This is a genomic window from Telluria sp. GW821-FHT07G12 (assembly GCF_059418525.1).
In genome coordinates this window covers 315222-329511 of sequence record NZ_JBWKQA010000002.1, presented here as the reverse complement: position 1 = coordinate 329511, position 14290 = coordinate 315222, and the positions used below count along the sequence as shown (strand labels likewise).

General features: G+C 63.8%; 13 protein-coding genes and 1 tRNA gene. 4 read left to right on the top strand and 10 right to left on the bottom strand.

Going from position 1 to position 14290, the window contains the following annotated elements:
• Positions 1–135: 135 nt before the first annotated feature.
• From rplT to AC07PE_RS09735, 5 genes are all read right to left on the bottom strand, one after another.
• Positions 136–495 (bottom strand): 50S ribosomal protein L20, encoded by a 360-nt coding sequence (gene rplT, locus AC07PE_RS09755; RefSeq protein ID WP_047826396.1) that lies wholly within the window; start codon positions 493–495, stop codon positions 136–138.
• Between the two features lie 20 nt (positions 496–515).
• Positions 516–716 (bottom strand): 50S ribosomal protein L35, encoded by a 201-nt coding sequence (gene rpmI, locus AC07PE_RS09750; RefSeq protein WP_036228503.1) that lies wholly within the window; start codon positions 714–716, stop codon positions 516–518.
• A 342-nt stretch (positions 717–1058) separates the two neighbouring features.
• Positions 1059–1583 (bottom strand): translation initiation factor IF-3, encoded by a 525-nt coding sequence (gene infC, locus AC07PE_RS09745; RefSeq protein WP_498764751.1) that lies wholly within the window; start codon positions 1581–1583, stop codon positions 1059–1061.
• A 53-nt stretch (positions 1584–1636) separates the two neighbouring features.
• The gene (thrS, locus tag AC07PE_RS09740) at positions 1637–3547 is read right to left on the bottom strand and encodes a threonine--tRNA ligase (RefSeq protein ID WP_498763643.1); all 1911 of its coding nucleotides are present in this window, start codon (positions 3545–3547) and stop codon (positions 1637–1639) included.
• A 222-nt stretch (positions 3548–3769) separates the two neighbouring features.
• Positions 3770–3846: transfer RNA gene (locus AC07PE_RS09735), tRNA-Val, on the bottom strand.
• Between the two features lie 116 nt (positions 3847–3962).
• Between AC07PE_RS09735 and AC07PE_RS09730 the strand changes: the two genes are divergently transcribed.
• The 4 genes from AC07PE_RS09730 (at position 3963) to AC07PE_RS09715 (ending at position 9152) form a co-directional block, all read left to right on the top strand.
• The gene (locus AC07PE_RS09730; RefSeq protein ID WP_498763641.1) at positions 3963–4232 is read left to right on the top strand and encodes a hypothetical protein; all 270 of its coding nucleotides are present in this window, start codon (positions 3963–3965) and stop codon (positions 4230–4232) included.
• A 177-nt stretch (positions 4233–4409) separates the two neighbouring features.
• Positions 4410–7097, top strand: coding sequence for a putative bifunctional diguanylate cyclase/phosphodiesterase (locus AC07PE_RS09725; RefSeq protein WP_498763639.1), 2688 nt, complete (start codon positions 4410–4412; stop codon positions 7095–7097).
• Positions 7098–7169: 72 nt separating this feature from the next.
• Positions 7170–8093: a cation diffusion facilitator family transporter gene (locus tag AC07PE_RS09720; RefSeq protein WP_498763637.1), complete on the top strand. Its 924-nt coding sequence runs from the start codon at positions 7170–7172 to the stop codon at positions 8091–8093.
• A 78-nt stretch (positions 8094–8171) separates the two neighbouring features.
• On the top strand, positions 8172–9152 hold the full coding sequence (locus tag AC07PE_RS09715) for an NAD(P)/FAD-dependent oxidoreductase (RefSeq protein ID WP_498763635.1): 981 nt from the start codon (positions 8172–8174) through the stop codon (positions 9150–9152).
• Between the two features lie 116 nt (positions 9153–9268).
• Here AC07PE_RS09715 and AC07PE_RS09710 read toward each other — a convergent pair whose 3' ends face one another.
• From AC07PE_RS09710 to AC07PE_RS09690, 5 genes are read right to left on the bottom strand one after another with little or no spacing between them, the layout of a single operon-like run.
• On the bottom strand, positions 9269–9901 hold the full coding sequence (locus AC07PE_RS09710) for a hypothetical protein (RefSeq protein ID WP_498763633.1): 633 nt from the start codon (positions 9899–9901) through the stop codon (positions 9269–9271).
• A complete protein-coding gene (locus AC07PE_RS09705; RefSeq protein ID WP_498763631.1) occupies positions 9898–10839 on the bottom strand; it encodes an MlaD family protein in 942 nt (313 codons plus the stop codon). The genes AC07PE_RS09710 and AC07PE_RS09705 overlap by 4 nt, the downstream gene beginning before the upstream one ends.
• A 13-nt stretch (positions 10840–10852) precedes the next feature.
• Complete coding sequence (locus AC07PE_RS09700) at positions 10853–11656, bottom strand: MlaE family ABC transporter permease (protein ID WP_498763629.1); 804 nt, start codon at positions 11654–11656, stop codon at positions 10853–10855.
• Between the two features lie 13 nt (positions 11657–11669).
• Complete coding sequence (locus AC07PE_RS09695) at positions 11670–13919, bottom strand: RelA/SpoT family protein (protein ID WP_498763627.1); 2250 nt, start codon at positions 13917–13919, stop codon at positions 11670–11672.
• 6 nt (positions 13920–13925) lie between these two features.
• Complete coding sequence (locus tag AC07PE_RS09690) at positions 13926–14276, bottom strand: RidA family protein (protein ID WP_498763625.1); 351 nt, start codon at positions 14274–14276, stop codon at positions 13926–13928.
• Between the last annotated feature and the right edge of the window lie 14 nt (positions 14277–14290).

The window sequence follows — 14290 nt, the reverse complement described above, 5'->3', positions numbered from 1 at the left end:
CGTGTTCTTTTCCTGTTTTTGATGGCGGGGAACGCCAGAATCAAAAACGGGGCATCGGTCCTTCAACCTTTGCCCCGTCCTTTATGCGCCGGCAGCTTTTCGGCTGCACGGCGCTGTACTTCTATTGCTGACTGATCAGGCAGCCAGCTTGGTCTTGACGGTGTTCACGATAGCGGCAAATGCCGGCTTGTCGTTCACAGCCATGTCGGCCAGGACTTTACGGTCCAGTTCAATCGCGGCTTTCTTCAGGCCGTTCATGAATGCGCTGTAGGTCATGCCGTGCGAACGCGAAGCCGCGTTGATACGGGTGATCCACAGTGCGCGGAAGACGCGCTTCTTGTTGCGGCGGTCGCGGTATGCGTACTGGCCAGCGCGCATGACTGCTTGCTTGGCAATACGGAATACTTTACTGCGACGGCCACGGTAGCCTTTAGCAAGTTCAAGAACCTTCTTGTGACGGGCACGTGCAGTAACCCCACGTTTTACTCGAGGCATATTCGCTCCTTAGTGTGAGATTAGACGGCCGACGGCATCATGCGGTAGACGCTTTGGACGTCCGACGCATTGATGTTACGGGTGCCACGCAGCTGGCGCTTGTTCTTGGTGGTCTTCTTGGTCAGGATGTGACGCTTGAACGCCATACCCGATTTGACGGTACCACCCGGACGCACGCGAAAACGCTTCTTCGCGGAGCTTTTGGTTTTCATTTTCGGCATAGTCATCTGCCCTTTTATAGGCAGCCTCATATGTAACAGGATTGCAGGTGGCAGCAACGCTACTCTTGGATGCCTGCTTTCACTTGTTTCTGCAGCAGAAGCGAGTCCACTACAGTCTTGCATTCCCGCATCAAACGATACGGGAACCGCAGATTCTAGCATAGGTTTGCGTATTCGTGGGCATGGGATGCCCACCCTACGCTCATTGTTGTAGGGTGGGCGCCCCGCGCCCACGCGCTCGACCGGCAAATCAAATAGGCCAAGCCCGGGCCGCAGGCGAACCTGGGCCCGGGCCTGGCCCGGCTTGACTGTCACGGCGAACACGCCGTCAGACCAAAAAGATTATTTCTTCTTCTTCGGTGCGACGACCATGATCATCTGGCGGCCTTCCAGCTTCGGGAACTGTTCGACCTGGCCATACGGCTCCAGATCGCCACGCAGACGTTCCAGCATGCGCTGGCCGATGTCCTGGTGGGCCATCTCGCGACCGCGGAAGCGCAGGGTGATCTTGGTCTTGTCACCCTCTTCCAGGAATTTGATCAGGTTGCGCAGCTTGATGCTGTAGTCGCCTTCGTCCGTACCCGGACGGAACTTGATCTCTTTGACCTGGATGATCTTCTGCTTCAGCTTCGCTTCGTGGGCTTTCTTCTGCTCCGAATACTTGAACTTGCCGTAGTCCATCAGGCGGCAGACCGGCGGGACCGCGTTCGGCGCGATCTCGACCAGATCCACGTTCGCTTCCTCGGCCATACGGAATGCGTCGGCCAGGCTCACGATGCCCAGCGGCTCATTGTCCACGCCATTCAGACGCATTTCCGGATGGGTGATTTCGCCATTGATGCGATGTGACGACTTGTCAGTAGCTATGGTGTTTCCTTTAAAAGTTAATATGATCGGGCCGTCTCAAGGCGAATGATTGCTCATTTCGCCTTGGTTGCCACCTCGCTTTGGAGGCGTTCCAGTAGCGCATCGACGGACATGACGCCCAGGTCGACATTGCCACGCGCGCGAACGGCCACAGTGTTGGCATCCCGCTCTTTATCCCCGACAACTAAGATGTACGGCAGTTTTTGGACGGAATGCTCCCGGATTTTATAGGTAATCTTCTCGTTCCGCAAATCAGCGTGAACACGCAGGCCGGCGGCCTTCAGGCGCGCTTCGACTTCTTTCACATAGGAAGCTTGCGCGTCGGAAATGTTCAAAATTGCAACCTGGACCGGCGCCAGCCACAACGGCAGCGCGCCCGCGTAGTTCTCGATCAGGATGCCGATGAAGCGCTCCATCGAGCCGACGATCGCGCGGTGCAGCATCACCGGCACCTTGCGGGTATTGTCTTCGGCCACGTACTCGGCGCCCAGACGGCCCGGCATCGAGAAGTCGACCTGCATGGTGCCGACCTGCCATGGACGGCCGAGGCTGTCCTTCAGGTGGTACTCGATCTTCGGGCCGTAGAAGGCGCCCTCGCCCGGCAGCTCGGTCCACTCGACGCCGCAGCCGCGCAGGGCCGAACGCAGGGCTTCCTCGGCCTGGTCCCAGACTTCGTCGGTGCCGATGCGGTTTTCCGGACGCAGCGCGATCTTGACGTCGATGTTCGCGAAGCCAAAGTCTTCGTACACCCTCATCGCCTGCGCGTGGAAGGCGATCACTTCCGGCGCGATCTGTTCTTCGGTGCAGAACACGTGGCCGTCGTCCTGGGTGAAGCCGCGCACGCGCATCAGGCCGTGCAGCGCGCCCGAGGACTCGTTGCGGTGGCACTGGCCGAACTCGCCGTAGCGCAGCGGCAGGTCGCGGTAGGAACGCAGGCCGGCGTTATAGATCTGCACGTGGCCCGGGCAGTTCATCGGCTTCAGCGCGTACGAACGGTTCTCCGACTCGGTGGTGAACATGTTGTCGCGGTAGTTGTCCCAGTGGCCGGTCTTCTGCCACAGGGTCACGTCCAGGATCTGCGGCGCCTTGACTTCGTTGTAGCCGGTGGTCTGGTAGGTCTTGCGCATGTACTGCTCGACCTGCTGCCACACGGTCCAGCCCTTCGGGTGCCAGAAGATCAGGCCCGGCGCTTCTTCCTGGAAGTGGAACAGGTCCAGCTGCTTGCCCAGCTTGCGGTGGTCGCGCTTTTCCGCTTCTTCCAGCATGTGCAGGTACTGTTCCTGGTCTTCCTTCTTGGCCCAGGCGGTGCCGTACACGCGCTGCAGCATCTCGTTCTTGGAATCGCCGCGCCAGTACGCGCCGGCCAGCTTCATCAGCTTGAAGACCTTCAGCTTGCCGGTCGAGGGCACGTGCGGGCCGCGGCACAGGTCGGTGAAATTACCTTCCGAGTACAGCGAGACGTCTTCGTTCGCCGGGATCGAGGCGATGATCTCGGCCTTGTAGTCTTCGCCGATCGATTTGAAGTAGGCGACGGCCTCGTCGCGCGGCAGCACCTTGCGGCTGACCGGCTCGTCCTTCTTGGCCAGTTCCGCCATTTTCTTTTCGATCGCGGCCAGGTCGTCCGGGGTGAACGGGCGCTTGTACGAGAAGTCGTAGTAGAAGCCGTTCTCGATGACCGGGCCGATGGTGACCTGGGCTTCAGGGAACAGTTCCTTGACCGCATACGCCAGCAGGTGGGCGGTCGAGTGGCGGATCACGTCCAGGCCTTCCGGGTCCTTGTCGGTGACGATCGCGAGGTCGGCGTCGTTCTCGATCAGGAAGGAGGTATCGACCACCTTGCCGTCGACCTTGCCGGCCAGCGCGGCCTTGGCCAGACTCGGGGCGATACTCGAGGCCACCTGGGCCACGGTGACCGGGCCTTCGAATTGACGGCTGGAGCCGTCCGGAAGTCGCACATTCAGCATCTTGATCTCCAATCGGCGCCGGTTGCGCCCGTTAAGATTAGTAAAATTGAAATGGAAAGTATTTGGACGAAAAAAAACGCGCACCAGGCGCGTTTTTATCAGTGTTGTCGAGCTTCTTCAGACAAAAGACCACCGTACCGCGTCTAGCGATTCCCCCACAACATCGTTGTAGTTCGCGGTGTCATAACCGTCGGTGCCTTTCTCGCTCTTACATAAGTATTCTGGTGGGCGGTGCAGAATTCGAATCTGCGACCCCTTGGATGTCGACCAAGTATTCTAACCAGCTGAACTAACCGCCCGTGTCCGACTATTATAGGGGCTATGCTGCAGATGCGCAAGGATGCGCTGCCGTCGTGTTTCACCACGAAGGATGCGCCCATGTTCACGCTATCGATCATCGCCCTGGCCAGACCGAATGGCGGTTTGCCCGCCAAGCTGCCTGCTGCGCCTGAGCGTGCTATTGGCCTACGCACTGGCCTTCGACATGCTGGCACATTCCGTCGCCGTCAACGACAGCGGCGCCCCGCTGGCCGTGCTGGTGCCCGGGCATAGGCGCACGGTGGTTGCTGCCGGCACTGCTACGTCAGCGATCCGCTCGTCCGACTTGACTACCTGCGTGTCGCCATCGCAGCCTGAACTAATTACGACCACTGTCAACGACGTCACCCCAGCCATCGCGATTTAGCACGTCTATGACTATTGAACTCGCCGGCGGTGTAAAGCGCGATCCGTAAAAAATTCGGCAAAATCGATAAGATTGTTAAATCAGTGTTATTATCAGATCAACAGTGCGACATGAACTTGTGATAGCACTTGCGCAACAACTGGCGCGCGGAGCAAGGTCATCCATTTAGGGAAGAGCATGAAGGGACTACGTTCGTTCACCCGGAGACCTCGGCCCGCGCTTCCGCAGCTCGCCGGCGTGCTCATCGCCACTCTCTCTCTTGCCGTTATTGTCAGCTGGGTATGGCATCTCGATCATTCCTTTCCGACCGCCAGTCCCCTGGTGCCAATGAAGGCGAACACCGCGTTGGCCTTGTTTCTGATCGCATGCGCACTGGTTTTACTCCCTCGACAACCGGGGCAGGAAGCCCGAACGAAATTCGCTTGCGCGTGTATCGGCCTGGCATTTGTGATCGGCGCACTATCCCTCGCTGAGTATTGGCTCGGAACCACGTCCGGCTTCGACCTCCTGCTCGCTGCCGATCCCGGCACCAGCAACTGGCCGGGCCGCATGTCGCCATTGACGGCGGCACTCATCGTACTGTGCTCGGGCGCGCTGGCCTGCGCCGTTGCCGGCCAAAAGCGCGCTGTCGTTGCCGCGCAATGCATGTGCCTGACCGTCCTCTGTACTACAGCACTCACCCTCCTCGCCTACCTCTACCGCGCGCCCAGCCTGCTCCAGCTTGGCCCATATGTTCCGATGGCATGGAGCACGGCTGGTTGTATGGCGGTGCTATCCATCAGCATTCTGGGCCTCCACCCTGGTCAAGGCATGATCGCGCCACTCAGCGGCCCGACGATGGCCGCGCGCATGGGGCGCAACGTGTTCGCATCCGTCTGCGTGCTCCTGCCCCTGCTGGCTTGGCTGCGCATGCAGGGGCAGACGCATAACCTATACGGCACCGAGTTCGGCATCGCGCTCTCGGTGATGACCGGGCTGGTGACCATGGCCGTCATCATTCTTCTTCACAGCACCATCGCCCACCGCGCCGAACTTCGAATTCAGTACGTAAACCGGTTATATTCCGTGCTCAGCGAGGTGAACGCATTGATGATGCGCGCTGGCGAGCAGTCAGAGTTGTTTGCAGAAGCAAGCCGCATCGCCGTGGAACGCGGAGGCTTCCCGCGCGCGTGGTTCGGTTTGGTGGACGAAAAGGGCGGCGCGGTGCGCCTAGTCGCAGGCATCGACACGGCAGCGCCCGAATCCGACGACCTGCGCGAACGCCTGTCGCTGCGCCCTAGTGCAGGAGGCTTCAGCCCGATCGCACGCGCCGTGCACGGTTGCCAGCCGATCGTCACCAACGATGTCGCCCTGGCGTTCGACGATCCGTTCCGCGAAGAGTTGCTAGCGCATGGCATTCATTCGTTCGCCGTATTTCCCCTGCTTATCAATGAAAAGGTCATAGGCATTTTCAAGTTGCACGCAGAAGTGCCGAACTTCTTCCATGACGATGAGTTACGCCTTTTGAAGGAACTGGCTGGCGACATCAGCTACGCAATTCATTACCTCCAGCAACGGCAACTGCTGGACCGCCTGGCATACTACGACACCTTGACCGGACTGGCGAATCCTCGCCTGCTCGAAGACCGGTTGAGCCAGGCGATCGACAGTGCCGCGCGCCAGCGCACCCGGCTGGCAGTCATCGTGTTCGACGTGGTGTCATTCAAGACCGTGAATAATGCCTTCGGCCGCCAGGCTGGCGACGAGACACTGAGAGCGCTCGCACGCCGCCTCGGTAATGCGTGCGGCGAGAACGCGTGTGGGCGGCTGGGCTCGAACCTGTTTGCGGTCCTGCTGCACGACATCGCGAGCGAGGCGGCGCTCGTGAAGGAGCACGACCGCATCGTTCGCGAGTGCTTCAATGAAGAACTGCACCTGCTCGGCCACAATTTTACGCTTGCTACCCGTGCCGGCCTCGCGCTCCAGAACAAGGATGACGAGGTTGCCCGCACGCTGCTGAACAACGCCGAAGCTGCGCTGGTGGTCGCGCGCTCCTCCGGACAACGCATGCGTTTTTTCGATGCGGGCAGCAATGAGCGCAATCTCGAACGGCTCGCCTTGCAGGCCCGCCTCAAGCGCGCCTTCGATCACGACGAGTTCCGGCTTTATTACCAGCTGAAGGTGGATTGCGAAACCAATCAGCCATGTGGCGCGGAAGCCTTGTTGCGCTGGGAGACGCCTGGCTTCGATACGCTCGGACCGGCGCGCTTCGTGCCTATCCTGGAGGACATGGGCCTGATCGACGACGTGGGCGCGTGGGTGATGGCCCGCGCTTCGCGCGACAGCGAGACGGAGATCCGGCAGCGCATTCCCGGCTTCCGGGTCGCGGTCAACGTCAGCGCGTCGCAACTGATGCGCCCCGACTTCGTCGACACGGTGGAAACGGTATTCCGCGACTGCGCCGCGCTGACCGAGATCGACCTGGAACTGACCGAGTCCCTTATCATGACCGATATCGAAGCGTCCATCGAAAAGCTGCGCCGCCTGCGCGCCTTCGGCCTGAAGATCGCGATCGACGACTTTGGGACAGGCTATTCGTCGATGGCTTATCTGGCCAGGCTGCCCCTTGATTACCTGAAGATCGACCGCGCCTTCGTGCTCGGGCTACCGGACGACGCCGAAAATCTGACCGTCATTTCAAGCATCATCAGCCTCGGCCACGCACTCGGCCTGCAAGTGATTGCCGAAGGCATCGAAACCCAGGCCCAGGCCCGGATACTCGCAGAACTCGGCTGCGACCAGCTGCAGGGCTACCTGTTCGGCCAGCCCGAACCGCTGCCCGCCCTTCTCGACCGGATCGACCGGCCAAGCTGCGCCCTGTCGTGACCCGCCGGGCGGCCACTGCCGCGTCGAATTCCGGTACACTGCGCGCCTGCGTAACCGTTATCGATCCCGCCCATGTCCGAGCAACCCGCCTCATCCTCCGCCCACCTGCACGCCCACCTCGACGGCGATGCCCGCCAGGCCCACACCATCGAGGGCCGCAGCCAGGCCACCATGGGCTTCGCACTCGGCCTGACCCTGCTGTTCGCGCTGATCGAGGCTGTCACCGGCTTCATGTCGCATTCGCTGGCGCTGATCTCCGACGCCGGCCATATGGTGACCGACGCCGCCGCGCTCGGACTGGCGCTGATGGCCCAGCTGATAGCGCGGCGCCCGCCATCCAGCCGCCACTCGTTCGGCTTCGTGCGCGCCGAGGCGCTGGCGGCCTTCGTCAACAGCCTCGCAATGATGCTGCTGGTCGGCTGGATCATGTACGAGGCCGCCCGGCGCCTGGCGCATCCGCAGGCCGTGCACGGGTCAACCGTGTTCGTGGTCGCCGCCATCGGCGCCTGCATCAACATCCTGGTGGCCTGGATATTGTCGCGCGGCGAGCAGAGCATCAATACCCGCGCTGCCATGGTGAACGTGCTGGGCGATCTGCTCGGCTCGGTAGCGGCCATCGCTGCCGGCGCCATCATCTACCTGACCGGCTGGGTGCGGGTCGACCCGATTCTGTCCATCTTCGTCTCGCTGCTGATCCTGAAGTCGACCGCCGGCGTGCTGCGCGAGTCCTACCACTTTCTGATGGAGGGCGTGCCGCACCAGATCGACTACCTGGCCGTGGGCGCCGACCTGGCGGCGGTTGCAGGCGTGCTGTCGGTGCACGACCTGCATGTATGGGACATGTCGCCAGGCGATCCGGCACTGATCGGCCACCTCGAGATCGCCGACTTGAATGCCTGGCCGGACGTGCTGCGTGCTGTTAAACAGATGCTCCTGGCCAAGCACGGCATCGACCACGTCACCCTGCAGCCGGAGCCGCAAAGTGACCATTGCTAGCTGTGTCAGCGGCATCCGACTCCGCTGCGGCGCACGCGCCGATAGGCCGGTCGCGGTCCGCATGCTCATAATCAAGGCATGCCAAATCAAGAACTAGTCTACGACACCCTCATCATCGGCGGCGGCCCGGGCGGCATGACCGCAGCTATTTATTTGCGCCGCTTTACCCGCAGCGTCGCCCTGGTTGACAAGGGCAACAGCCGTCTGCGCTTGATCCCCGTCTCGCACAACTATCCCGGCTTTCCCGAGGGCGTGCCCGGTCACGTCCTGCTGGGCAACCTGGGCGTGCAGTTGGAGCGCTACGGCGGCGCAGTGATGCCGGGCGAGATCGTCGACCTGCGTATCGAAGACGGCCTATTCGTCGGCGATTACGCCGCCGAGGGCGCCCCGGAGGGTAAACTTGCGCAGATCCGCGCCCACACCGTTCTGCTGGCCACCGGCGTGGCGGATGCGGGTCTGCCGATCGAAAACTGGCGCGAGGCGATTGCCTTCGGCGCGCTGCGGCTGTGCCCCGTGTGCGACGGCTTCGACGTGATGGACAAGCGCATCGCCGTCGCCACCGCCGACACCAACCCGATCGGCCACGCCCTCTTCATGCGCACCTTCAGCGCCGACGTCACCCTGTTCGAGCGCGGCCCGGCGTCGATGCTGGACGACGACGAGCGGCGCCGCCTGGATGCTGCCGGCGTGCGGCTGATCCAGTCGCCGCTGCGCGGCATGACGCTGGATGCATCCATGAAGCCAGTGCTGCACACCGAGGATGGCGAGGAATACTCGGCCGACGTGTTTTATCCGATGCTGGGCGAAACAGCCCGCTCGAGCCTTGCCGCCAAGCTGGGTGCGCGCACTGCGCAGTGCGAGGAAATCGTAGTGGACGACCATTTTGCCACCACGGTGCCGGGGCTGTATGCAATCGGCGACGTGGTGGTCGGCCTGAACCAGATCGCGGTGGCGACCGGCGGCGCGGCGCGCGCGGCCGTACGCATACACAACCAACTGCCGCCGGCGCTGCGGCAAGCGCCCGTGCGGCCGGCGCAGGCCAGCGCAATGGCCGATTGAGAGGCGTCGAATGTTCCTGTTCTTCTCGAACAAGCTGGGCTGCCTCGGGTCGATTTTCCTGTCTGCCGTGATCACGCTGGTGCTGCTGCTGGTCTTCGGCGTTCTATGAACTGGGCTTAGCCCTCGGACGCCAGCGCGATGCGGCGCCGGATCTGCTGCACGGCGGCGCTGTCGCCGGCCGCCTGCGCACGCTGCTCCTGCACGCCCAGCCAGGCCAGCAGCGGCCTGCGCCAGCCCTGGTTCGAAGCCGTGTCGACGGCATTCACGATGTCGCCCGGGGTGATGCGCCCTGCTTTCATCAGCGCTCCTGCCGCCACCAGGCGCGCCAGCGGATCCTGGACGCCGGCCAGCGTGCCCGTCGTGACCACGGCGCGGTGCTGCTCCGGCAGCAGGCCGGCATTCAGGCCCTGCCACTGTCCCGACAAATATGCCGCATACGCCTGCTGGGCCGGCGTCGCATCGCCGGCCAGCGCCGCGTAGCCGGGGCAGTCGTAGACCAGGCTGGCCGCGCGTGCGGCGCAGCGCACCAGCTCCACTTGCGCCACGTTGTCGAAGCGTCCCGTGCTGGCGGTTTCGCGGCGGGCGCGCGCGAACTCGGCGTCGGCGGCCGCGGTGTCGCCGTGCAGCCAGGCGTCCGTGAAGCCCTCGAGGGCGCTCTTCGCGTTCGGTTGCCAGTCCGGCGGCTGGGGCTTGCTGGCGCAGCCGGCCAATGCCAGCGCGAGAATCATGCTCAAGGCGGTCGTCTTCATGGCAGCTTGATCTCCTCGTCGCGCTTGAACGGCCACTTGCGGTTGATCTCGTCGACCAGCCGGTTCACCTTGCGCAGGCTGGCGTCGACCTCGCCGCGCAACCGGCCCAGGTCCTGGGTCGCGACCTTGGCGTTGGCGCCGACGGCCTGGGCTTCCACCAGTACCGCGTCGACCTTCTGCAGGGTCACGCGGGCATCCGCCAGCACGCCGTTCAGCTGCCGCACCGCGGCCTGGGTATCGTCCATCACGCCGTTCTTGCCGAACACGCGCTGGTCGGTCTTGGCCAGCAGGGTATCGACGCGCTGCAGGGTCTGCAGCAGCTTCTGCGCTTCCGCGTCGCCGCCCAGGGCCGTGCCCAGCACGCCATACTTGCCGGTCAGGCGGCCGCTGAAGGTCTCGACGTTGTCCAGCGTGTTGGCGATCGCCGAGCCTTCCTGCGTCATGTTCTGCAGGTTCTCGAGCAGCGTGCGCGCGGTGGACAGCAGGCGCGGGATCTCGGCGGCGGCGTCGCCGCGCAGCACCGGCCTGCTCGCCTTGTCCGGCAGCGGCGGGTCGGTCAGGATGCCGCTATAGGCGCGCAAATGGGTCTGGCCGACCACGCTGCTCTCGAGCGTGAACACGCTGGTGGTGCGCAGCCACTTGGCGTCCGCCGTCGGGATGTCGACCAGGATGTTGACCTTGCCGTCCTTGCCCAGGTCGACCTGGCGCACGCGCCCGATCGGGAAGCCGGCGAAGCTCATGTCCATGCCGGGTATGACGCCTTCGGAATTGTCGGTCACCAGCACCAGCTGCTGGGTGGGCTCGAACACGCCGCGCGCATACATCACGTACAGGAAGAAACCGGCGATCAACGCGCCGATCAGGATCAACAGGATCACTGCCTTGGTTTCGACGTGTTTCGGCTCGTTCGGTAGGTTGTCCGGGACGGTATCCGCCATGCGCAATCCTTCGTTAAATGTATTTGACGGCCAGCGAGCTGGCCTCGATCAGTAGCAGCACGAACAGCAGGCGCAGTGCGCCCGGCTGCACGTTCGAGCGGTGGCGGCGCCGGTGGCGCAGCATGTCCAGGATCGCAGCGCTCGGGATCACCGCCACGGCCAGCCCGAACAGCACGGTCTTGAAGACGAAGCCCAGGGTCACGGTCGGATCGAACACGCGCCCCACCGTGCGGGTGTAATCGCTCAATCCCCAGGGCGACAGGCCGTACACGTTCAGGTAGGCCAGCACCAGCACGATCACGGTGCTGACCATGGCCAGGCTCAGCACCGAGAAGGCATTCGCGATCACCTGCGGCACCAGGTCGCGGCGCACGCGGCGCAGGGTTGCCTCGGCGGCATCGCCCGGCGCCACGCCCTTCGCCGCCAGGCCCATGGCATTGGCGTCGAAGGCCATGCTGGCGCGCAGGGCCGCGAACATCGCCGCCGACAGCGGAATCAGTTCCAGCACCAGCACTCGCACCATCATCTCCAGCGCGTAGCGCGACAGGCCGTAGCTCTGCGCCGTCACCAGCACAATGCGGATGATGACCAGGCTGATGAGCGCCGTCAGCAGCGTGAACCAGGGCAGCACCGCCCAGGTGCTGACGTAGATGTAGCGCGAAGTGGCCAGCCGGTTGCCGCGGTGCCAGGTGGACGGCGACATCGCCATCACCAGCGCGATCGCGCCCAGGTGCAGCATGGCCCACCAGCTGTGCAGCCAGCGCGCCATGCGGACGCCCCAGTCGCGCGGCTTGAGGTAGATGAGCGAGGTGATCATGCCCCCACCCGCGTCATGTCCGGCGCGCTTCCTGCACGCCCGACACCTCGCCGATCGCGGCCAGGGCCTTCTGCAGCTGCGCGGTGGACCCGATCTCCGCCGTGAACACCATGCGCGCGTGGCCCTTGGCGCTCTGGGTGTTCACGCCGATCACGTTGATCTTCTCGCGCGCCAGCACCTCCGAGATATCGCGCAGCAGGCCCTGGCGGTCGGAGGCCAGGATGAAGATGTCGATCGGGTAGACCGTTTCCTTGTCGGCGCGGCCCCAGTCGGTTTCAATCACGCGTTCCGGCGCCTTGGACGCCATCTCGCCGAAGTTCTTGCAGCTGGCGCGGTGGATGGACACGCCCTTGCCGCGCGTGACGAAGCCGACGATGGGATCCGGCGGCGCCGGCTTGCAGCACTTGGCCAGCATGGTCAGCATGCCTTCGCTGCCGACCACCAGCACGCCCGACTTAGCGCCCTGCTCCACGCTGGAGGCGCGGCTCTTGTTGACCACCGCCGCGTCTTCCGGCGGCGGCGCGGCCTCGCCCGGATCGTGCAGCGCGGCCTCGACGTGGCGCAGGCTGAACTTCTCCTTGCCGACCGCGATGAACAAGTCGTCCACCTTCGCGAAGCCGAGTTTGTGCGCCAGCAGCTCCAGGTTGACCGCGGTCTTGCCTTCGCGCTGCAGCGATTTTTCCACCAATGCGCGCCCATGCGCCAGGGTCTCGGCCAGTTCCTGCGCGTGGAACCAGGCGCGGATCTTGGTGCGGGTCCGGCTCGACACCGTGTAGCCGGGGCTGAGCCAGTCGCGCGAAGGTCCCGCGCTGCCGGGTGCGCCCTTGGCGGTGATGATCTCGCAGGTCTGGCCGTTCTTCAGCGCCGTGTTCAGCGGCACCATCACGCCGTCGATCTTGGCGCCGCGGCAGCGGTGCCCGACCTCGCTGTGCAGGTGGTAGGCGAAGTCGATCGGGGTCGCGCCCTGCGGCAGCTCGAGCACGCGCGCCTGCGGGGTCAGCACGAAGATGCGGTCGTCCAACGTGGTGGATTTGAGCTTTTCGACCCACCCGCGCTGCTTCTCCTCGTCGCCGGCGCCGGTGACGGCATCCGCCACCTCGCTCTTCCAGGCCAACAGCTGGCGCAGCCAGGCGATCTTCTCGTCGTACTGCTGGCTCTTGAAGTTGGAGCCGCCCTCCTCCTTGTAGCGCCAGTGCGCGGCCACGCCGTACTCGGCGAAGTTGTGCATCTCCTGGGTACGGATCTGCACCTCGAGCGGGCGCCCGTCTTCGGCGGTGACGACCGTGTGCAGCGACTGGTAACCGTTCGGCTTCGGGCGCGAGATGTAGTCGTCGAATTCCTTCGGGATCGGGGTCCAGATGTTGTGGACCAGTCCCAGCACCGTGTAGCAGGTCTTGGCATCGGCCACGATCACGCGGAAGGCGCGGACGTCGTACAGCTCCGTGAAATCGAGCTCCTTGCCGCGCATCTTCTTCCAGATGCTGTAGATGTGCTTCGGCCGGCCGCTCACCTCGGCCTTGATGCCGGCTTCCGCCAGTTCCTTCTGCAGGCGCTCGATCGAGGATTGCACGAAGCTCTCGCGCAGCATGCGCTTCTCTTCGAGCATCTTGGCAATGCGCTTGTAGGTCTCGGGCTCCATCATGCGGAAGGACAGGTCTTCGAGCTCCCACTTGAGCTGGAAGATGCCGAGACGGTTGGCCAGCGGCGCATACAGGTCCAGCACCTCGCTGCCGTAGTTGCGGGTCATCTCGTCGAAGCGTTTGATCTCCGCAAAATATCGCAGGGTGGTGACGCAGGAGGCCAGGCGCACCAGCACCACGCGCATGTCGGTGGCCATCGCCAGCAGCATCTTGCGCAGGGTTTCGACCTGGGCCAGCGCCTGCTGGGCGGCGTTCTTGCCGCGCCCGACAGGCGCCTGCGCGGCGGTGAGGTCGCGCAGGCGGATCAGCTGGTGCACGCCGTGCACCATGTCCGCCACTTCCTTGCCGAAGCGGTCTTCGAGCGTCTCGGCGATGATGGGCTCGACCAGGCAGAGCTCGAACAGCAGGCCGGCGATGCGCGTCTCGGCATCCGAACGCAAGAGCGCAAGCGTGACCGCCGCCCCGAGCGAGAACTCGAAGGCGCTCTGGCCCGATGAAGCAAGGCGCTCGCCATAGGAGGCCTGGGCGAAGTCCAGCGCCGCCTGTACCCGCGCCCGGTCCTCGGGCCCGAGGCCGTGGACCAGCTGGGTGGTGGCGTCGCCGAGTGCGGCAATCGATACCATATGGCCTTAAGGCAGTGCGGCCACGACCACGATCTCGACCAGGCAGGCGGGATTCGCCAGCTTCGCTTCGACGGTGGCGCGCGGCGGCGTGTTGCCTTGGGCGACCCAGCCGTCCCAGACTTCGTTCATCGCGGGGAAGTAGTCCATGCTCGAGATGTAGATCTGGCAGCTCAGGATGCGGGTCTTGTCGCTGCCGACTTCCGCCAGCAGGCGGTCGACGTGGCCCAGCACTTCGCGGGTCTGGCCGGCGATGTCCTTGCTGGTGTCTTCGGCAATCTGGCCGGCCAGGTAGACGGTGCCGTTGTGGACGGCGATTTCGGAGAGGCGCTTGCCTACGTGCAGACGTTTGATATCCATGTTCTTTCTATCCC